Source organism: Bifidobacterium mongoliense DSM 21395 (assembly GCF_000741285.1).
Taxonomy (GTDB): Bacteria; Actinomycetota; Actinomycetes; order Actinomycetales; family Bifidobacteriaceae; genus Bifidobacterium; species Bifidobacterium mongoliense.
Genome location: NZ_JGZE01000011.1, coordinates 74,351 through 93,779, shown reverse-complemented (window position 1 = coordinate 93,779; position 19,429 = coordinate 74,351). Strand labels below are relative to the sequence as shown.

Genomic DNA, 19,429 nt, shown 5'->3' with positions numbered 1-19,429 from the left:
CGTGGCAAAAGCCCGGTACGGCGTTTCATGAATCAGTCCGGGCACGGAATATAAGGGAAGTAGGAGGTCGGTTCTTGGCACTTCTCGACGATGTCAAAGACGAACTCGCTGCAATCGACAACGATTCGCCGGCTGCAAAAATGGCGCAGGCCTCGGCGATGATGCGTTTTGGCGGCGGGTTGCGACCCGTGAACAACCAGGCGATCATACGGGCACAATTCGATTCTCCCGCGGCGGCATCCTGGCTCGAGCGAACCATCACGGCGTACTTCCAGAAGGAGGCCGTGGTCCGGGAGGCAGCACGACAGACACCGGGCGGCGTCGTCCGGCGCTATGACGTCTTCGTGGAACGGGGGGCCACCGCACTGGCCCTGCAGACGGGGCTGCTCGACCGCCGCATGCGTCTGGTCAAGGGCCTGCCCGCCGATATCGTGAGCGGTAACATCGCACAGATCAAGGCAGCCTGGCGCGGTGCCTTCCTCGCTCGAGGCGCCATCTCGGACCCGGGCAAGGCCAGCTACCTGGAGATCATCTGCCCAACCCACGAGACCGCACTGGCCCTGCAGGGGGCCGCCCGCAGACTGGGCATCAGTGCGAGGGCCCGACAGGTACGCAGCTCGGAGCGGGTCACGTTACGCGACCCCGACGCCATCGAACGCATGCTCATCATCATGGGGGCCTCCCGTTCGGCGCGAGAATGGACCGGCAAGCGTTCGGACGGCGAAGCGAGAGGCAAGGCGAACCGCCTCGCCAACTTCGATGACGCCAACATGCGCCGCAGCGCCAAGGCCGCCGCGGAGGCGGGGGAGAAGGTGCGCAAGGCTTTCGAGATACTGGGCGACGACATGCCCGACAATCTCAAGAACGCCGGTCAACTGCGTCTGAACCACCCCGATGCGAGCTTGGAGGAACTCGGCCGCCTCGCGGATCCGCCCATCACGAAGGACGCCATCGCCGGCCGCATCCGGCGTCTCCTGCAGCTGAGCGACAAAACGCGCAAGGCACGCATGCAGAACGACTGAACCGACGAACACCGCTTGCCCCAGGCGCCCGTGACGCATCCCGCGCCGCGGGCGCCTTGTTCATTGCGGCTTGTATCATCAGTGTGGCGTACATCACGTCGGACTCTTCCCGGACGGTCAGCGGCGACGCTCGATCGGACGGTTAGGAAAGGATATCTATGAAGACTCTCAAGGATCTCGGCAATCTCCAGGGCAAGCGTGTGCTGGTGCGTGCGGACTTCAACGTCCCGCTAGACGGCACGACGATCACCGATGACGGCCGCATCAAGGCCGCCCTGCCTACGATCAAGGCATTGCGCGAGCAAGGTGCCAAGGTCATCCTGATGGCCCATCTCGGCCGTCCGAAGGGCAAGGTCGTCCCCGACCTTACCCTGGCACCCGTCGCGGCCCGCCTCGGCGAATTGCTCGGTATCACGGTCCCGCTGGCCGCCGACACCTACGGTCCGGCCGCCCAGGCCGCCGTGGCCGGCATGGCCGACGGCGACGTGGTCATGCTCGAGAACGTCAGGTTCAATCCCGAGGAGACCAGCAAGGACGCCGCCGTCCGCGCGGGCTACGCCAAGAAACTCGCCGCTCTGGCGGACGTCTTCGTCTCCGACGGCTTCGGTGTCGTGCACCGCGCCCAGGGATCGAACTACGACGTGGCTGCCGACCTGCCTTCGGCGGCCGGACTGCTGGTCGAAAAGGAGGTCACGGCACTGTCCAAGGCGACCGACAACCCCCAGCGCCCGCTGACCGTCGTGCTCGGCGGTTCCAAGGTCTCCGACAAGCTCGGTGTCATCGAGAACCTGCTCACCAAGGCCAACCGCCTCATCATCGGCGGCGGCATGACCTACACCTTCCTCAAGGCCAAGGGCTATGAGGTCGGCACCTCCCTGCTCGAGGAGGACCAGCTCGAGAAGGTCAAGGGCTACATCGAAACAGCCGAGCGCAACGGCATCGAACTCGTACTGCCCGTCGACATCGTCGTCAACGCCGGGTTCCCGGCGGGCGACACCCCGGTCAACCCCGAGGTCGTCGACGCCGCCGCCATACCCACCGACAAGATGGGACTCGACATCGGACCGAAGTCCGCCAAGCTCTTCCACGACAAGATCGTCGATTCCCGCACGGTTGTCTGGAACGGGCCGATGGGCGTCTTCGAGGTCCCGCAGTTCGCCGAAGGCACCCGGGCCGTGGCCCAGGCGCTGGTCGACGCGACGGCCGCAGGCGCCTTCACGATCGTCGGCGGCGGCGACTCCGCATCCGCGGTGCGCAACATGCATTTCCCGGAGGACGGCTTCTCGCACATCTCCACAGGTGGCGGCGCCTCGCTCGAGTTCCTCGAAGGCAAGACGCTCCCGGGCCTGTCGGTTCTGGAGTAGCATAAGCGACCGGCGTAGCCGGGTCACGACCGGGGCTTCAAGCCTTCGAGGTTGCGACCCGGCTACGCCGGTCTGCTAGCATGATAGTCATATCGCAGGAGCGATACGGCCGCGGTACAGGAAAGACAGGGGCGGGGCATGAGCGCGACGCGCGTTCCATTGGTTGCGGGTAACTGGAAGATGAATTTCGATCATCTCGAGGCAACCTATTTCGTGCAGAAGTTCGCCTGGCTGCTTCGCGACGCGAAGTTCGACTACCGGCGTTGCGAAGTGTCGCTGTTCCCCGCCTTCACGGCACTGCGCAGCGTGCAGGTGCTCGTCGAGGCCGACCATCTGCATATCACGTACGGCGCCCAATCTGTCTCCGTAACCACCCAAGGGGCGTTCACCGGGGATGTCTCCGCCGATATGCTGGCTCGTCTGGGATGCCGCTACGTCATCGTGGGGCATTCCGAACGCCGTAAATACCATCCGGAGGACGACGCCAACATCGTCGACCAAGTGCGCGCCGTGCTCGCTGCCGGCATGCAGCCGATCCTTTGCCTGGGGGAGAGCTTCGAAGAACGCCGCCAGGGCATCGAACTGGAGTTCGCCGTGGGCCAGGCGCACGACGTCACGCGCGACCTGTCCGACGAGGAGGCCGCGCGCCTGATCGTTGCCTACGAACCCGTATGGGCGATCGGCACGGGGATGGTGGCCACTCCGCAGACCGCACAGGACGCGGCGAAGGCGATACGTGACGATCTCAGGGATACCTTTGGCCCGCATGTCGCCGAGGTGGTGCGCATCCTCTACGGTGGTTCGGTGACCTCGAAGAACTGCACGCAGATCATCGCCGAACCGGATGTCGACGGCTTCCTCATAGGCGGGGCCTCGCTCGACGTCGAGGAATTGGCGCGCATCGCCCGCCTCACCGTAAAGACCACCCGCTGATGTCGTGCATCCCGTGTGAAACATGCCGCACGAATCACGCCGGGTCGGCCCGTTGGTCCGGCACCTTGGGGTATCCTTGCAGAAGTATCGTCGTTATGGAGGTTCGTCCGTGTCAGCCATGGTCATAGTGAAGCTGGTGCTTCGCGTCGTAATCGTTATCTTCAGTCTGCTGCTCACCTTGTTGATTCTTATGCACAAGGGCAAGGGTGGCGGCCTGTCCGACATGTTCGGTGGCGGGCTCACCCAGAATGCCGGCACGTCAGGCGTCGCGGAGAAGAACCTCAACCGCTGGACTGTGATCATCGCGGTCCTGTGGGTGGCCGTGGCCATCGGGCTCGATCTCATGTCACGGTTCAATCTCGGGTGATTATCCAGTTAGCTGATTAACTGATTATCCACTCAGCTAATCATAAATCAGTTGATTATCACTTCAGCCGATTTATCCACTCCATCGGCACTACTATGGCGGGCATCGACGATATCGATGCCCGTTTCGTTTTGTGTATGTCGTCGTGTGAGCGGTGTGAATCGCTGCGCCGTATGCATCGTAATGCTTCGTGCGATTCACGTGAGTCTTATGAACGTTTCGAGTCGTGGAGTCCCGATAGTCGCGTGAACCGTCGCGTCGCGTGAACCGTCGCGTCGCGTGAACCGTCGCGTCGCGTGAACCGGTAAGTCACATCGTCACCCGCTAAGTCCGCGGCAATATGCACTCCGCCCTAAAAACCTGGGATCCCACCCCGGCGGCGCGAACCTATTCCTGCATCTTGCCCTGTGCCTGCGCCAACTCGGCCCCACCCCGGCGGCGCGAACCTCGACATATGCGTTGACGGCATCTCTTTCGTTCCCCAGGCCAAGGACTGTGTTCCGTTGTCCGTCGGGGTGTCCGGAACATGGAAGGCCGCGTCTCATACCGATCAGACAAGTCGGGTGATAGCAAAAAACAACCGCGGAATATGGCCCCTCGATTTTCGTATCACCCGACTTGTCTATGCGAACCGACGACTTGTGCCACTGAATCGCTGATCTTTGTTCGCGAACCGTCGACTTGTGTCGGCTAACTGACGATTTTGGTGCGCGAACCGACGACTTACATCAGTCAACCGAAGACTTGCGGCGCTCAATCGCCCATCTTTGTCACCCAATCGTCGACTTGTGACGGTGAATCATCGACTTGCGACGCTCAATCGTCGACCCTTGTGCGGTAACCGACGACTTGTGTCAGTGCAGCGAAGACTTGCACCAGCCACTTATCGACTCGTTGCACACTCACCGATCCTCGTCGCTCGCAGACGATCCTGGTATCACTTTGACGGACCAACAATACAGGCGGACCGCTGGTGGATGCGATGTTCGAAGGCCAGCGCAGGACGTGCTCCCAAGTCTCACCATGCCGGAAACGACGACCGGAGGCCGATCTCGTGCCGACAGATGCGATCGCGTCTCGGTGTCTTGACATGATGGGCAATCAGGAACAGTACACCATCACCGACGTATCGTCACTGGGGGAGCAGGTATGACCACGAAACGACCCATGCCCCGGCTTCTCGTCGCCGACCTTGACGGCACGTTGCTTCACGATGCGGCGAGTTTCGAGGAGCGCTTCCTGACCGGCCGCTGCGTCGCGGCCATCGAACGCGCACATGACCAGGGCATCAAATTCGCAGTCTCCACCGCACGGCCGGTCAGCACGGCACTTCCCATGATCAATCGCCTCCCCGTGGACGCATGCGCCTACCTCAACGGTGCGCTCATTGACACCAAACCGTCGTATTCGGACGAGGCGATGCTCATCGGCCCCGACACCCCCGACGACGGTCATCTGTTGCGAGTGGGCTTCCCGGCAAGCCGGGGCTGCGCCGTGTGCCGTGATCTGCTCGATGCGATGCCCGGGCTGCGCTTGGGCATCGTGATGCACGACGTGCGCTATACGAACTTCGATGTGCGTGTACTGTGGCAGACGCAGTCGTATCGGCTGACGGATTTCACCGATGTGCCTGATGGCATGGCCGACAAGATCATTATCCTGCCCGATGCATCGCAGCGAGACCAACTCGCCGCGCTCATACCATCCGATTTCGCCGTCAGCATCAGCGAAGGCATCATGTGGATGCTCTCCAACCCCCGTGCGAACAAAGGTGACGCCCTCGACACCCTGTGCCGCCGTCTTGGCGTGTCCGAACACGACACCGTGTCTTTCGGCGACGACACCATCGACATCGACATGCTTTCCCGATCCGGATACGGCGTGGCGGTCGCCAACGCCCATCCGGAGCTCAAAGCCATCGCCGACGGGATTTGTCCCTCCAACAACGACGACGGCGTGGCCCGCTGGATCGAAGCCTTGCTCTAGATACGTGCAGGCCGTGTGTACCGTGACATGTAAGGGCCGTGTGCGGAGGGGGCCATGGTACGACAAGAACCCGATATACAAGGTACGTGCACGAGTGGGGCCGTGCACAAGGGAAACCGGTGTACAGGACCGTATACGAGGGAAACCGGTGTACAAGGACCGTATACGAGGGAAACCGGTGTACAGGACCGTATACGAGGGAAACCGGTGTACATCGTCCGTGTGCACTGTGCCGTACGCACGGACGATGCATGTGGACCAGTATGCACGGTGCCGTGTTATGGCACCGTGCTATGTTCGCCGGCCGTTGCCCACTTGGCCGTTGCCCACTGAGCCGATGTGCACTGAGCCATTCCCCAAACGCAATCGTCCCCCGTACATGCCACACGGACATGTACGGGGGACGATTCGCAATGCGAGGTACCGCCGATCAACGATCGGCGATGCCGGGAGTCATTCAGGCGTTGACGCGATCAATGCCGGCCTGGGTGTCGGCGAGCACCGAATCCCAGGAGTTGATGAACTGGGACACACCGGCGGACTCGAGCTGATCGGTGACGTCCTTGATGTTGATGCCCAGCTCGGCGAGCTTGTCCATGACGGCCTTGCTCTCCTCGTAGGTGCCGGAGATGCTCTCGGCGCCGTTGCCGTGATCGGCGAGGGCGTTGAGGGTCTTCTCAGGCATGGTGTTGACCACGAACGGGGCGACCAGCTCGTCGACGTACTTGCAGTCGGAGTAAGCGGCGTTCTTGGTGCCGGTGGAGGCCCACAGCGGACGCTGCTTCTTGGCGCCCTTGGCTTCGAGATCGGCCCAGCGCGGATCCTCGGCGAACTTCTTCTCGAAGAGCTGGTAGGCGAGGCGGGCGTTGGCCACGGCGGCCTTGCCTTCCAGAGCCTTGGCGGCGTCGGAGCCGTTCTGCTCGAGCAGCTTGTCGACGGCGGTGTCCACGCGGGACACGAAGAAGGAGGCGACAGATCCCATGTGCTTGAGGTCGTGGCCATTGGCGGCGGCCTGGGCGATGCCCTCGATGAAGGCATCCATGACCTGCTCGTAACGCTCGAGCGAGAAGATCAGGGTGACGTTGACCGAAATGCCCTTGGCCAGCGTCGCGGTGATGGCCGGCAGGCCCTCGAGGGTCGCTGGGATCTTGATCATGGCGTTCGGACGATTGACCTTCTCCCACAGCTCAACGGCCTGCTTCTTGGTCGTCTCGGTGTCATGGGCGAGGCGGGGGTCCACTTCGATGGACACGCGGCCGTCCACGTAGTCGCTCTTCTCGGCGACCTCGCTGAAGATGTCGGTGGCATTGCGCACATCGGTGGTGGTCAGCTCACGGACGGCGGTCTCGACGTCGACCTTGCCGAGCTGCTTGAGCTGCTCGTCATACGGACCGACCTGGCTCAGTGCCTTCTGGAAGATGGAGGGGTTGGTCGTCACGCCGACGACGTTCTTATGTGCAATCAGATCCTGGAGAGAACCGGACTCGATGCGGGTGCGGGACAGGTCGTCCAGCCAGATCGAGACACCGGAATCACTGGTGCGCTGCGTTGCTTCACTCATATTCATGTACTCCTTATTGATGGAAATTTCAGATGATGCATCCGGTCGGGACGACATCGGTAAAATGTGCGTCCCGACCGGGATGGTCTCAGGCCTTGGCTTCGGCGATGGAGGCCTTGGCGGCCGCCACCACATGCGCTTCATCGATGCCCAGATCAATCATGTTCTGCGCACCGTCGCCCTGCAGGCCGAACTGCTCGATGGAGACGGCCTTGCCATCCCCGCCGAGGTACTTGTACCACGGCATCGCAACCCCGGCCTCGACCGAGACGCGGGCCTTGACGGAGGCCGGGAGTACGGACTCGCGGTACGCCTTGTCCTGCTCCTCGAACCACTCCATGGACGGCATCGACACGACGCGGGCCTTGACGCCCTCACCGGCCAGTGTCTTCGCGGCGGCCACGGCCCACTGGACCTCGGAACCGCTGGCCATGATGATCACGTCGGGGGTTCCCTCGACATCGACCAGCACATAGGCGCCACGCTTGACGCCATCCTTGGCCTTCTCGGCGGTCTCGGCGAGCGTCGGGACACCCTGGCGCGTGAGCACCATGGCGGTCGGCAGCGTGTTGTCCTTCTCGAAGAAGTGACGATACGCTTCAGTGGTCTCGTACTCGTCGGCCGGGCGCACGACCTCCATCTGCGGCATGGCGCGGAAGGTGGCCAGATGCTCGATCGGCTGGTGCGTCGGACCATCTTCGCCCAGGGCCACGGAATCGTGGGTCCAGACGTACAGGTTCGGGACCTTCATGAGCGCGGCGAGACGGACGGACGGACGCTCGTAGTCGGAGAACTGGAAGAACGTGCCGTTGAACACGCGGGTGTTGGAGCCCAGCAGGATGCCATTGGTGATGGCGCCCATGGCGAACTCACGCACGCCGAAGTGCAGCTGACGGCCGTACTCGGAGACCTCGGGCCAGGTGCGGGTCGCATCGGCGTTCGGGCCGAAGGACTTGGCGCCGTCGATGTTGGTCTTGTTCGAACCACCGAGGTCGGCGGAGCCGCCCCACAGTTCGGGCATCACGGCGGCGATGGCGTTGATCACCGCACCGGAGGCCTTACGGGTGGCGACCTTGGGACCGGCCTCGAAGGAGGACTCAAGATCATCGATGGCCTTGTCGAAGCCTTCGGGCAGCTTACCGGCGACGAGACGCTCGTACAGCGCGTACTTGTCGGGGTTCGCCTGCTTCCACGCATCGAATTTGGCGTCCCATTCACGGTGCGCTTCGGCGCCGCGATCGGCGACCTTGCGGGCGTGGGCGAGGGCTTCGTCATCGATGGCGAAGTTGACGGCGGGATCGTAGCCGAGAACCTTCTTGAGGCCCGCTACGGCTTCCGTGCCGAGCTTCGATCCGTGGGAGGACTCATCATTCGTCTTGCCCGGGGTCGGCCATGCGATGAGGCTGTCGACCTTGATGAACTTCGGACGATCGGTGACCTGCTCGGCCTTGTCGATCGCGGCGGCGAGAGCCTCCGTGTCCTCCTTGTAGGAGCCGTCGGGCTGGACGAAGCTGACCTCGTCCGTGTACCAGCCGTAGGCCTCATAGCGCTTGAGGATATCCTCGGAGAAGGTGAGCTTGGTGTCGCCCTCGATCTGGATGTGGTTCGCGTCGAAGATCACGGTCAGGTTGCCCAGACCCTGGTTGCCCGCGAGCGAGCTGGCCTCGGAGGAGACACCCTCCTCGACGTCGCCTTCACCGCAGATGACCCAGACCTTGTGGTCGAAGGGCGAGGTGCCGGCGGGGGCTTCGGGATCGAGCAGACCGCGCTGGAAACGCTGTCCGTAAGCGAATCCGACGGCGGAGGCCAGGCCCTGGCCCAGCGGACCGGTGGTCATTTCGATGCCGTCGGTCAGGCCATACTCGGGGTGACCCGGGGTGCGCGTGTCGGCGCCGCCACGGAAGTGCTTGAGATCGTCGAGGGTGACGTCATAGCCCGAGAAGAACAGCTGCACGTACTGCGTGAGCGAGGCGTGGCCACCGGAGAGGATGAAACGATCGCGGCCGGCCCATGCGGAGTCCTTGGGATCGTGCTTGATGTAGTGCTGGAACAGCGTGTACGCCACCGGCGCCAGCGAGATGGGGGAGCCGGGATGGCCACTGCCCGCCTTCTCGACCGCGTCCGCGGAGAGGACCTTTGCCATCTTCACTGCACGTTCGTCCAGTTCAGACCAGGTGAAATCGGTCATATGTGATCTACTTTCCTTCCAATACTTCGGGCCCGACGCCTCCGGCTTATGCCGTGCTGTCCATGCCCTCACATTGCACCTCCATGCTAGCTTTCGCAGCCGACTTGGATTCCAGTGATAGGCGTGTTCGCGCACACCTCACCGGTGAACGCTCACAACCGAACATCCGAGACGTGCGGAATTCTCCAGGAACGAACGCATTAGCACTCCGTAACATCGAGTGCTAATACAATAGCAAGGTATAAGGCGCCCTCGAGCGTGAGCGCCGACGCATTCGAGGCAATCCGGGAGAGGAGCATGGCCATGGTCCATTCACGTCGCATGCTGGTCTTGCGCGCCGTCATCGAAGACTATATCCGTTCACAGGAACCGGTGGGCTCATCGGCACTGGCACACCACCATGATCTCGGAGTGAGCTCCGCCACCATACGCAACGACATGGCCGCCCTCGAGGATGAGGGGTATCTGGTCCAGCCGCACACCTCCGCCGGCCGTATACCGACCGAGCACGGCTACCGGTACTTCGTGGACCGGCTGTCGACGCTTGTGCCGCTGACCCAGGCGCAACGACGCGGCATCACGCGCTTCCTCGGGGGGTCGGTGAGCCTGCAGGACACCTTGCAACGCGGGGCCCGGATCCTGGCCGACATCACGGGACAGGTAGCCGTCATCTCCTCGCCTTCCTTGTCGAAATCCACGCTGCGCCACGTCGAACTCGTCCCCTTGTCGGACTCGCGTCTGCTCGCCGTCGTCATCACGGACACGGGAGGCGTGGCCCAGCACACGCTGACGATGCCGGAGCCCTGCACGCAATCGGATCTGGACGACTTCTGCTCGCTGATCAACGCCGATTGCACGGGCCTGCGTCTCTTCACGGCGGCGCAGCGGATCAGAACGTTGGCGCTCGACACCCTCTCGTCGCCGAGACGACGGCTCGCCGGGGCGTTGGCCGACGCCCTGACGAGCATGGCCGACGACGAACAGACCAGCGACCTGTATATGGCGGGCACGTCCCAGCTCGCGCACCAACGCACCATCGGAGACCTCGCGCCCCTGTTCGACGCCCTTGAGGAGCAGGTGGTGCTCATGCGTCTCATGAGCACGCTGGGGGAGGACCAGGGCGGCGTCGGCGTGGCGATCGGTTCCGAGACGCACAACCCCGGTCTCATCCACGCCTCCGTCGTCAGCAGTGGCTATGGACGCAGCCCCGAGACGGCGGACGAGACCGGCACCGATACGGAAACGGGCTCGGAGCGCCAGGCCAAGGGCGAACATGCGGATCCCGTGGCCTTCGTCGGTTCCATCGGACCGACGCATATGGACTACGGCGCGACCATGACGGCGGTCAGGACGGTGGCCCGATACCTGACCGGCCTACTGGCCCAGGATGAGGACGACGACGGGCACTGACCCCGGTTCATGGCACAATAACTCCCGAACGACAATATGAAGGACAAGGCATTGGCAGATTATTACGAGGTGTTGGGCGTCGAACGCACGGCGAGCGACGAGGAGATCAAAAAGGCCTATCGCAAGATGAGCCGCAAGTATCATCCCGATATCGCGGGCCCCGAATTCGAGGATAAGTTCAAAGAGGTCAACAACGCCTACCAGGTGCTCTCCGACAGCGACAAGCGGCGGATGTACGACTCCGGCGTCGACCCCAACGACCCGAACGCCGGCGGATACGGCGCCCAGGGCTTCGATATGGGCGACATGGGGGATATTTTCGGCCAGTTCTTCGGCGGGGCGTTCGGCGGCGGCTCCCAGGGGCCGGTCCCACGCACCCAGCCGGGACGCGACGCCCTCGCCGGCATGTCCATCGATCTGAAGACCGCGGTGTTCGGCGGCACCGAGCACGTCACCATCAACACATTCGTGCTGTGCCCGCAGTGCGGCGGATCCGGTTCCGCCGACAGCAAGAAGCCCTCGACCTGCCCGGATTGCCAGGGCCGGGGCACGCGCCAGAAGGTCGTGCGCACCATGCTGGGCCAGATGATGACCACGGCGCCCTGCGAACGTTGCGAGGGCCACGGCACCATCATCACCCACCCGTGCCAGACCTGCATGGGTCACGGTCGGGTGCGCAGCCAACGCGAGGTCGGCGTGAACGTGCCCGCCGGCATCGCGGACAACTCTCGGTTGCGTCTGTCCAACCAAGGTGAGGTCGGTGAGGGCGGCGGGGCCGCCGGCGACCTGTACATCGACATCCGCGTCAAATCGGACAAGCGGTTCACGCGTGAGGGTGATGACCTGCACTGCTGGGTTCAGGTCCCCATGAGCTGGGCGGTGCTCGGCCACGACGTCGACATCGACACTTTCGACGGCGAAGAGACCATCGCCATCCCGGCGGGTTGCCAGCCCGAGCAGACGGTGACCGTCCGCGGCCTCGGCGTGGCGCGGATGCGTCGCAACGAAGAGCGCGGTGATCTCATCGCCCACGTCAACGTGCTCATCCCCACGAAGCTCAACGACGATGAGCGTGGACTCATCGAACGGTTCGCGCAATCACACGACTCGGGGGCGGGCCGCATCGCGCAGAGTTCGAAGCCCACGGTGGGCAAGAAGGGCTTCTTCAGCAAGCTCAAGAGCGCACTGGGTTAGACGCCTCTCCTGTTGTATGGCGGGCACGACGCTGCGTCCGCCATACAACAGGACCCCACTACACGGTACCGCCCGGTTCAGCGTTGTTCGAGCAGCGCCCGGCACATCGAGCGGTATTCACTGACGTAGCCGCCACCGAAGAAGACGCAATGCCCCGCGATGGGATACAGCTGCCAGAGGGTGATGCGGTCGCGATACCCGGACTTCAACGGGTGAACGGACTGGTAGCCATCCATGATCTGGGACAGATACGACATGCCGAACAGATGCAGCATGGCCAGATCCTCCTCACGATGACCGCCGTGCGCGGCCGGGTCGATGAGCACCGCTTCGGTGCGGCCCCGGTCGGCCGTCCACATGACGTTGCCGCTCCAGAGATCGCCATGCACGCGCGCCGGCTTGTCGTCCGCGGCACGCCCCAGCAGTTCGGGCAGGCGGTCGATCACGCGCTGCGTCAGTGCCAGGTCGGAGTCGTCGAGAGACCCGCGCCGGATGCCCAGACGCACCATCGGCAACAACCGCCCCTCGGCAAGATAGGCGGCCGCATCCTTCCAGGATCCCGTGTCCATGGGCACCGGATCCTGCAGGGGGCCGAAGTAGCACACCCCGTCGTACCCCTCGGGCGGGGCCCCGAAGGACGGTGCTCCCGTATCGTGCATATGGGCCAGGGCAGCACCGAATTCATACGCCGCCTTGGGTGTGGGGGAGCAAGACTCGACCCGTTCGATGTCGAGCCAATCGTCGGACCAATCGAAGACCTTCACGACACGGGGACCTCCCGAAGGCTCCGCCTGGGCCATCCACTGCAGGCCCCGCCCCTCGCATTCGAAGAACCCCTGGGGCGCGAATGCTCGACTTTTGCGATACCGTTCCATAGTCCATCCTTTCCTCGGGCCACATCACCTCATGCGGAAAGAATCCGGGACGATTCCCGCCGAGATGACCCGCCCGGAACCGTCACCGGGGACCGCAAGCCGCGCGGCGTGACCACCGGCTCTCATTGTGTGTGGGCTGAGGGACAATCGCACCGTGGACGAGTGTGGTTATGCCGGGCGATGAGTATGGTGGAACCGTTGTACGACACAAATGCAGTCCTCCCAAGCGGCGGACACAAAGAGGGGTGTTATGAATTTCTTCCAGGCGGTCCTGTTGGGCCTGGTGCAGGCGCTGACCGAATACCTGCCGGTCTCGTCCAGCGCGCATATCCGAATCATCGGCGACCTCATGCTGGGGTCGGACCCGGGCGCGGCGTTCACCGCGATCATCCAGATCGGCACCGAATTGGCGGTCATCCTGTACTTCCGCCACGACATCGTGCGCATCCTGTCCCACTGGGGTTCCCGACTCTTCTCGAGGAACGCCAAGGATTGGCGCGACCGCATGGGGGCCGGCGATAAGGACGCCCTGCTCGGTTGGTACATCATCGTGGGCACGTTGCCGATCGTGATCGCCGGGGTGCTGTTGAAACACACCATAGAAACGACGCTCCGGAACCTGTGGATCACCGTCACCGTCCTGCTGCTCTTCGGCATTCTCCTGTGGATCGCCGATGCGCGCTCGCGCCAGATCAAATCCATCGATGACATGACATTGAAGGAGGCCCTGGTGTTCGGCATCGGCCAGATGCTCGCGCTCATCCCCGGCGTCTCGCGTTCCGGCGGCACCATCACCTTCGGACGTGCCATGGGCTACACCCGTGAGGCGGCGGTGCGGGTGAGCTTCCTCATGGCGATACCCGCCGTGTTCGGAGCCGGCATCTTCGAGGCGATCGATGCCGTGAAGAACTACCGCACCGATGTCATGTTCCCCGGCTGGGGTGCCACGATCGCCGCCACGATCGTCAGTTTCGTCGTGGGATACGTCGTCATCATCGGCTTCCTCAAATTCGTATCCACGTTCTCCTATAAGGCCTTCGCGATCTATCGCATCGCCTTGGCCGTCGTCGTGGCCGTGCTGATCATCTCCGGCGTGCTGCCGGCCGTCGGGGTGGTCACCGGCGCGTAGCACCGCGACATCACACGGTCACCTATGGTTTGGGTCGGATTGCATGCCGACGGGCCCAAACCATAGGTGAATCATGGATATCCGTGTCTACTGCGTCATTGGAGAGACACGCATGGCCACCGGAGTACGGACGGCTCTCAGCGGCGAGGCCCGTCTCCCATATTCGAGAGATATTCCTCGGTCTCACGCACCAGTTGCTCGGCCTGTGGAGCACCGAGATCGGCGACGTCGTGGGCGACCTTGGCCAGATCGTATTCCCGCTCCAGATTGCGGACGTAGGAGGAGAGCTCGTCGTTGCAACGGGTGAGGACCGAGGCCTGGGCCTTCCACTGATTCGCCCGGTCCGGCAGATCGCCGACGTCCAAATCGACCCCGAGCAACACGGACAGCCGGTCGAGGATCTGCAAGGTCGCCTGCGCGCACTCGTCGCCCCCCAGATACTGGGGGACCGAGACCCAAAGGCTTGTGGTGTCCCATCCCTGCGAACAGGCCATATCGTCAAGCACCGTGGGAATACCCACGGGACCGTTATATTCGCGGTCCATATCGCACTGGCATCCCCGGTCCGACTGATCGAGCGGCAATGGCCGCGTATGCGGGCAGTCGGCGAACATGGCACCCATGGTGACGATGTGGTCGACGTCGAACTCCTCGGCGATGCGCAGGCTCTGCCTGCAGTATTCCTGCCATCGGTAGTTCGGTTCGGGAGCGATTTGAGCGAAGATGCGGACTCCGGGGGCCACGGTGATCTCGTAGAACGTCGTCTGAGGCCACAGGATCTTGCGCCGCCCCGTCACGGAGCAGGCCATGGGCCGCACCGCCTGGTAATCGTAATACCCGTCGCAGCGAATATGACGCACCTCACGCCCATCGTAACGGGATACCAGATGATGGATCACGTTGGTCACCGCCTGCCCCGCGTCGTTCCAACCTTCGAACGCGCAGAGCATCACGGCTCCCGGTGATGTCGTCTCTTGTGTCATGCCTTCTAATGTAACCGGCGGGCCCGGACCCCGATCCGCGCTTATGCCACGGGTGAATGGGCTGTGGGATAACGGCGTCGTTAACCCTGGAATCCCGGGGAGCACGACGATTCACAACGACGCTGACACGCCCGGAACACCCACGATTTGCAAATGTCATGGATGTGGTTATAGTAGTTACTCGTGCTTCGGCGGCGGGTTTTCCACTGAAGAGCACATATGCGGACATAGCTTAGTTGGTAAAGCGCGACCTTGCCAAGGTCGAGACCGCGGGTTCAAGTCCCGTTGTCCGCTCGAGGTCCGAAAGAGTTGACGACCTATCGGTGGGTTAGCCAAGCGGTTAGGCAGCGGCCTGCAAAGCCGTATAGACGAGTTCGACTCTCGTACCCACCTCTTGCGTGATGCGATTGATTCCATCGGTTTCATCCACGTAAGCATGACCCGGGCGGTTGGCGCAGTGGTAGCGCACTTCCCTGACACGGAAGGGGTCACAAGTTCGAATCTTGTATCGCCCACGCTAGCTGAAGCAATTCGGCTGTGACGTCGTCTGGGTTCCAGGTGTCGTCGGTTTAGGGTGATTGGCGCAGCGGCTAGCGCACTTCCTTCACACGGAAGGGGTCGCAGGTTCGATTCCTGCATCACCCACGGTATTCTCCTTTCCTTCTCATCTTGTGTGTCGTCGCTTATGGATTTTCCGTGGGCCGTCCGCCATCTCGGCTTCTTCTGCATCGTTCATGGCCGGCTCCGGCGTCCCTCTTGACTTCGGCGACCTCCGCGGCCGCGTCTCGCCCAGAGCGCAATACATCGCGAAGCAAGGCTCCCAACGACGGCTTGTTGATACGCTTGACGGTGAGGTCATTCGACACCCGTTCATGGAAAGGACGCCGCTATGTCCACGTACACCCTTCCCGACCTTCCCTATGATTACTCCGCTTTGGAGCCGTATATCTCGGGCCGCACCATGCAGCTGCATCACGACAAACACCATCAGGCCTACGTCACCGGGGCCAACACCGCCCTGGAACAGTTGCAGGAGGCTCGTGACCGCAACGACTTCGCCAACATCAACCGCCTCGAGAAGGATCTCGCCTTCAATCTGGGCGGCCATCTCAACCACAGCGTCTTCTGGAAGAACATGTCGCCGGACGGGGGAGGCGCCCCCGAAGGCGAACTCGCGTCGGCCATCGACGACGCCTTCGGCTCGTTCGACAAGTTCAGGGCGCAGTTCAACGCCACGGCGCTGGGCGTGCAGGGGTCCGGCTGGGCCATCCTGGCATGGGACCACACCGGCGGCAGGCCCGTCGTCTTCCAGCTCTTCGATCAGCAGGGCAACGCACCCATCGGTGTGACGCCGCTGCTACAGCTCGACGTCTGGGAGCACGCCTACTACCTCGACTACCAGAACGTGCGCGGTGACTACGTCTCCGCATTCTGGAATGTCGCCAACTGGCAGGACGCCGCCGAGCGTTTCGCCGCCGCCACCGCCTGAGCCCGCTAGCGCCTGTCCCAACGGCACCACCCGTGGATTGTCCCGTTGCATTCCTAGGGTGGTGCTGTTGATTCACAGTCCAGGCCTGCACCTTGTAACGCGGGCCCCATAGCAAAGGACATATCTCATGGCGGAACAGACCATCTCCATCAAGCTCGACGGCGAAGCGAAGGAGGTGGATGCACACCAGACCGGAGTGGAACTCTTCTCGCAGGACAAGGACATCATCGCGGTCCGCCTCAACGGTGAGCCACGCGACCTGTACACCCCGTTGCACGACGGCGACGACGTGGAGTCGATCAGGCTCGAAAGCCCCGACGGCGTGGCCATCATGCGCCACTCGGCCACCCATGTCATGGCACAGGCCGTGCAGGAGATCCGCCCCGACGCCAAGCTCGGCATCGGACCCGTGATCGAGAACGGCTTCTACTACGACTTCGACGTCGACACCCCCTTCACCCCCGACGATCTCAAGCAGATCGAACAGCATATGCGCCGCATCGTCAAGCAGTCGCAGTCCTTCCGTCGCCGCGTGGTGACCGAAGCGGAGGCCCGCGAGGAGGAGCGCGACCAGCCCTACAAGCTCGAACTCATCGGCAAGAAGGAAGCCGAAATCGACGACGAGGCGGCCACCGAAGTATCCACCGGCGAGCTGAGCATGTACGACAACATCGACCGTGACGGCAAGGTCGTATGGACCGACCTGTGCAAGGGGCCTCACCTGCCGAACACCCGGTACATCAAGGCGTTCGCCATCGAACGCTCCGCCGCCGCCTACTGGCTCGGCGATGAGCACAACCCCACCATGCAGCGCCTCTACGGCACCGCGTGGCCGAACAAGGACGAGCTCAAGGCCTACCGCACCCGCATGGAGGAGGCCGCCAAGCGCGACCACCGCAAGCTCGGCCAGGAGATGGATCTCTTCTCCTTCCCCGATGAGATCGGACCGGGCCTGCCCGTGTTCCACCCCAAGGGCGCCGCCATCATCAACGCCATGGAGGACTACTCGCGCGAGATGCACCGCAAGGCGCACTACAGCTTCGTGCAGACCCCGCACATCACCAAGGCCGCGCTCTACCAGACCTCAGGCCACCTGAGCTGGTACAAGGACAGCATGTTCCCGCCGATGCACCTCGACGAGACGAAGGACGAGCAGGGCAACACCACCCGCCCGGGCGTCGACTACTACATGAAGCCCATGAACTGCCCCATGCATAACCTCATCTTCCAGTCCCGCCAGCGCTCCTATCGCGAACTGCCGTTGCGACTGTTCGAATTCGGCATGGTCTACCGCTACGAGAAGAGCGGCGAGGTCCACGGCCTCACCCGCGTGAGGGCGCTCACCCAGGACGATTCGCACATCTACTGCACCCGCGGGCAGATGAAGGACGAGCTCAAGAGCATCCTCAACTTCATCCTCAAGGTGCTCAAGGACTTCGGCCTCAACGACTTCTACCTCGAGCTCTCCACGAAGGACCCGAAGAAGTTCGTCGGATCCGACGAGATCTGGCAGGAGGCCACGTCCACCCTCGAGGAGGTCGGCAAGGAATCCGGTCTCGAGCTCGTCTCCGACCCGGGCGGCGCCGCTTTCTACGGCCCGAAGATCTCGGTCCAGGCCCGCGATGCCATCGGCCGCACCTGGCAGATCTCCACGATCCAGCTCGACTTCAACGAGCCCAAGCTGTTCGGCCTCGAGTACGTCGCCGCCGACGGCAGCCATCAGCAGCCCGTCATGATCCACCGCGCCCTCTTCGGCTCCATCGAACGCTTCTTCGCGATCCTGCTCGAGCATTACGCCGGCGCGTTCCCGGTGTGGCTGGCCCCCGTGCAGGTCACGGGCATCCCCGTCGCCGATGAATTCACCCCGTATCTCAAGTCGTTCGTGGAGGATCTCGAAGATCATCTCGTCCGTTGCGAGATCGATTACTCCGACGACCGCTTCGGCAAGAAGATCCGCAACGCCTCGAAGTCGAAGGTGCCGTTCACCCTCATCGTCGGCGGCGATGACGTGGCCAAACAGGCCGTGAGCTTCAGGTTCCGTGATGGCAGCCAGCTCAACGGCGTGCCGCAGGACCAGGCGAAGGCCTGGATCCTGGACATCATCGCACGGCGCGCGCAGGTCAACAGCGCGGACGACTTCGCCGCGCTGACCAAGTAGCGCACCACCCCGGACCAAGGACGACATGCTAGAACATCTTCGCGCCCCGTTCAAAAGGCTCATCGCACCCATCGCCCGTCTACTGGCGGGCCTGGGGGTGACGGCCGACATGGTCACCGTGGTCGGCGCGCTGGGGACGACGGTCGTGGCCATCGTCACCGGCGTCACCGGATGGCTGCTGGCGGGGGCGATCGTGCTCACGGTGCTCGTCGTCTTCGATTCGCTCGATGGATCGGTCGCGGCCATCACCTCGGGAGGCACACCGTTCGGCGCCTTCCTCGATTCGACGCTCGACCGTATCGCCGATTGGGCGGTGTTGCTGGCCGTGGTGCTGTTCTTCTACCTGCATCACGACTGGTGGTACGATGCCGGCGCGCATGCGGGCCCCGACTACATCGGCATCATCGGGATACTGGCGGCCCTCTACGCGATCATGACGTCGTTCGTGACGTCCTACACGCGCGCCAGGGCCGAATCGGTGGGCTACGAAGCCAAGAACGGCATCGCCACGAGATCGGATCGGCTGGTCGTCATCCTGGTCGGCATGGCGTTGGCCGGTGCCTTGCACAACGGGATCGTGCTCATGGTGGCGATGCTGATACTCGCCGTGCTCGGCACGATCACCGTGTTCCAGCGCGTGATGACGGTCCACGGTCAGATGGCCCGCGACGGTGCGACGGAAGCCTCCGCGCAGGAGACCGGCACGGACCCCGTCCGCCCCGACCCCGTCACCCGACGGGTGCGGACGACCGACGCGCGACGCCGCTGAA

15 protein-coding genes and 4 tRNA genes are annotated in these 19,429 nt (G+C 63.1%); 15 read left to right on the top strand and 4 right to left on the bottom strand.

What is annotated here, in order from left to right:
• The first annotated feature begins 74 nt into the window (after positions 1–74).
• The 5 genes from whiA (at position 75) to BMON_RS05295 (ending at position 5,672) form a co-directional block, all read left to right on the top strand.
• The gene (gene whiA, locus BMON_RS05315) at positions 75–1,022 is read left to right on the top strand and encodes a DNA-binding protein WhiA (protein WP_033512133.1); all 948 of its coding nucleotides are present in this window, start codon (positions 75–77) and stop codon (positions 1,020–1,022) included.
• Positions 1,023–1,180: 158 nt separating this feature from the next.
• Complete coding sequence (locus tag BMON_RS05310) at positions 1,181–2,386, top strand: phosphoglycerate kinase (protein ID WP_033512132.1); 1,206 nt, start codon at positions 1,181–1,183, stop codon at positions 2,384–2,386.
• 138 nt (positions 2,387–2,524) lie between these two features.
• Entirely contained in the window at positions 2,525–3,319 is a 795-nt protein-coding gene (gene tpiA / locus BMON_RS05305) for a triose-phosphate isomerase (protein WP_033512130.1), read from the top strand.
• A 118-nt stretch (positions 3,320–3,437) separates the two neighbouring features.
• On the top strand, positions 3,438–3,686 hold the full coding sequence (secG, locus tag BMON_RS05300; protein ID WP_033512129.1) for a preprotein translocase subunit SecG: 249 nt from the start codon (positions 3,438–3,440) through the stop codon (positions 3,684–3,686).
• Positions 3,687–4,835: 1,149 nt separating this feature from the next.
• Complete coding sequence (locus BMON_RS05295) at positions 4,836–5,672, top strand: HAD family hydrolase (RefSeq protein ID WP_033512127.1); 837 nt, start codon at positions 4,836–4,838, stop codon at positions 5,670–5,672.
• A gap of 457 nt (positions 5,673–6,129) precedes the next feature.
• Here BMON_RS05295 and tal read toward each other — a convergent pair whose 3' ends face one another.
• Together tal and tkt are read right to left on the bottom strand one after the other, a co-directional pair.
• A complete protein-coding gene (gene tal / locus BMON_RS05290; protein ID WP_033512282.1) occupies positions 6,130–7,233 on the bottom strand; it encodes a transaldolase in 1,104 nt (367 codons plus the stop codon).
• A gap of 88 nt (positions 7,234–7,321) precedes the next feature.
• On the bottom strand, positions 7,322–9,421 hold the full coding sequence (gene tkt, locus BMON_RS05285; RefSeq protein ID WP_033512126.1) for a transketolase: 2,100 nt from the start codon (positions 9,419–9,421) through the stop codon (positions 7,322–7,324).
• A 303-nt stretch (positions 9,422–9,724) separates the two neighbouring features.
• Between tkt and hrcA the strand changes: the two genes are divergently transcribed.
• Together hrcA and dnaJ are read left to right on the top strand one after the other, a co-directional pair.
• Positions 9,725–10,831, top strand: a complete 1,107-nt coding sequence (hrcA, locus tag BMON_RS05280) for a heat-inducible transcriptional repressor HrcA (RefSeq protein WP_033512281.1) — start codon at positions 9,725–9,727, stop codon at positions 10,829–10,831.
• Between the two features lie 51 nt (positions 10,832–10,882).
• A complete protein-coding gene (gene dnaJ, locus BMON_RS05275; RefSeq protein WP_033512280.1) occupies positions 10,883–12,025 on the top strand; it encodes a molecular chaperone DnaJ in 1,143 nt (380 codons plus the stop codon).
• Positions 12,026–12,102: 77 nt separating this feature from the next.
• Here dnaJ and BMON_RS05270 read toward each other — a convergent pair whose 3' ends face one another.
• Positions 12,103–12,900: a fructosamine kinase family protein gene (locus BMON_RS05270; protein ID WP_033512124.1), complete on the bottom strand. Its 798-nt coding sequence runs from the start codon at positions 12,898–12,900 to the stop codon at positions 12,103–12,105.
• A gap of 250 nt (positions 12,901–13,150) precedes the next feature.
• Here BMON_RS05270 and BMON_RS05265 point away from each other — a divergent pair, with 250 nt between their 5' ends.
• Entirely contained in the window at positions 13,151–14,029 is an 879-nt protein-coding gene (locus BMON_RS05265; RefSeq protein WP_033512122.1) for an undecaprenyl-diphosphate phosphatase, read from the top strand.
• Between the two features lie 137 nt (positions 14,030–14,166).
• On the opposite strand, the gene BMON_RS05260 is transcribed toward BMON_RS05265, so the two are convergent.
• Positions 14,167–15,012 (bottom strand): PAC2 family protein, encoded by an 846-nt coding sequence (locus BMON_RS05260; protein ID WP_033512121.1) that lies wholly within the window; start codon positions 15,010–15,012, stop codon positions 14,167–14,169.
• 221 nt (positions 15,013–15,233) lie between these two features.
• On the opposite strand from BMON_RS05260, the gene BMON_RS05255 reads away from it, so the two are divergent.
• The 7 genes from BMON_RS05255 to pgsA all read left to right on the top strand — a co-directional run bounded on the left by BMON_RS05255 (position 15,234) and on the right by pgsA (position 19,428).
• A tRNA-Gly gene (locus BMON_RS05255) sits at positions 15,234–15,306 on the top strand.
• 28 nt (positions 15,307–15,334) lie between these two features.
• Positions 15,335–15,405 (top strand) — tRNA-Cys (locus tag BMON_RS05250).
• Positions 15,406–15,455: 50 nt separating this feature from the next.
• Positions 15,456–15,527 (top strand) — tRNA-Val (locus BMON_RS05245).
• Between the two features lie 57 nt (positions 15,528–15,584).
• Positions 15,585–15,657, top strand: a tRNA-Val gene (locus BMON_RS05240).
• Between the two features lie 244 nt (positions 15,658–15,901).
• Entirely contained in the window at positions 15,902–16,501 is a 600-nt protein-coding gene (locus BMON_RS05235; protein WP_033512120.1) for a superoxide dismutase, read from the top strand.
• 127 nt (positions 16,502–16,628) lie between these two features.
• Positions 16,629–18,659, top strand: a complete 2,031-nt coding sequence (thrS, locus tag BMON_RS05230; protein WP_033512118.1) for a threonine--tRNA ligase — start codon at positions 16,629–16,631, stop codon at positions 18,657–18,659.
• A gap of 25 nt (positions 18,660–18,684) precedes the next feature.
• A complete protein-coding gene (gene pgsA, locus BMON_RS05225) occupies positions 18,685–19,428 on the top strand; it encodes a phosphatidylinositol phosphate synthase (RefSeq protein ID WP_152595732.1) in 744 nt (247 codons plus the stop codon).
• Position 19,429: the final 1 nt, after the last annotated feature.

Bases quoted from the DNA above. Each gene is read 5' to 3' on its own strand.
- tpiA (WP_033512130.1), top strand. From the start codon at position 2,525: ATGAGCGCGACGCGCGTTCCATTGGTTGCGGGTAACTGGAAGATGAAT.
- hrcA (WP_033512281.1), top strand. From the start codon at position 9,725: ATGGTCCATTCACGTCGCATGCTGGTCTTGCGCGCCGTCATCGAAGAC.
- pgsA (WP_152595732.1), top strand. From the start codon at position 18,685: ATGCTAGAACATCTTCGCGCCCCGTTCAAAAGGCTCATCGCACCCATC.
- BMON_RS05260 (WP_033512121.1), bottom strand. From the start codon at position 15,012: ATGACACAAGAGACGACATCACCGGGAGCCGTGATGCTCTGCGCGTTC.
- BMON_RS05295 (WP_033512127.1), top strand. From the start codon at position 4,836: ATGACCACGAAACGACCCATGCCCCGGCTTCTCGTCGCCGACCTTGAC.
- BMON_RS05270 (WP_033512124.1), bottom strand. From the start codon at position 12,900: ATGGAACGGTATCGCAAAAGTCGAGCATTCGCGCCCCAGGGGTTCTTC.
- BMON_RS05265 (WP_033512122.1), top strand. From the start codon at position 13,151: ATGAATTTCTTCCAGGCGGTCCTGTTGGGCCTGGTGCAGGCGCTGACC.
- thrS (WP_033512118.1), top strand. From the start codon at position 16,629: ATGGCGGAACAGACCATCTCCATCAAGCTCGACGGCGAAGCGAAGGAG.
- tal (WP_033512282.1), bottom strand. From the start codon at position 7,233: ATGAGTGAAGCAACGCAGCGCACCAGTGATTCCGGTGTCTCGATCTGG.
- BMON_RS05235 (WP_033512120.1), top strand. From the start codon at position 15,902: ATGTCCACGTACACCCTTCCCGACCTTCCCTATGATTACTCCGCTTTG.
- tkt (WP_033512126.1), bottom strand. From the start codon at position 9,421: ATGACCGATTTCACCTGGTCTGAACTGGACGAACGTGCAGTGAAGATG.
- secG (WP_033512129.1), top strand. From the start codon at position 3,438: ATGGTCATAGTGAAGCTGGTGCTTCGCGTCGTAATCGTTATCTTCAGT.
- BMON_RS05310 (WP_033512132.1), top strand. From the start codon at position 1,181: ATGAAGACTCTCAAGGATCTCGGCAATCTCCAGGGCAAGCGTGTGCTG.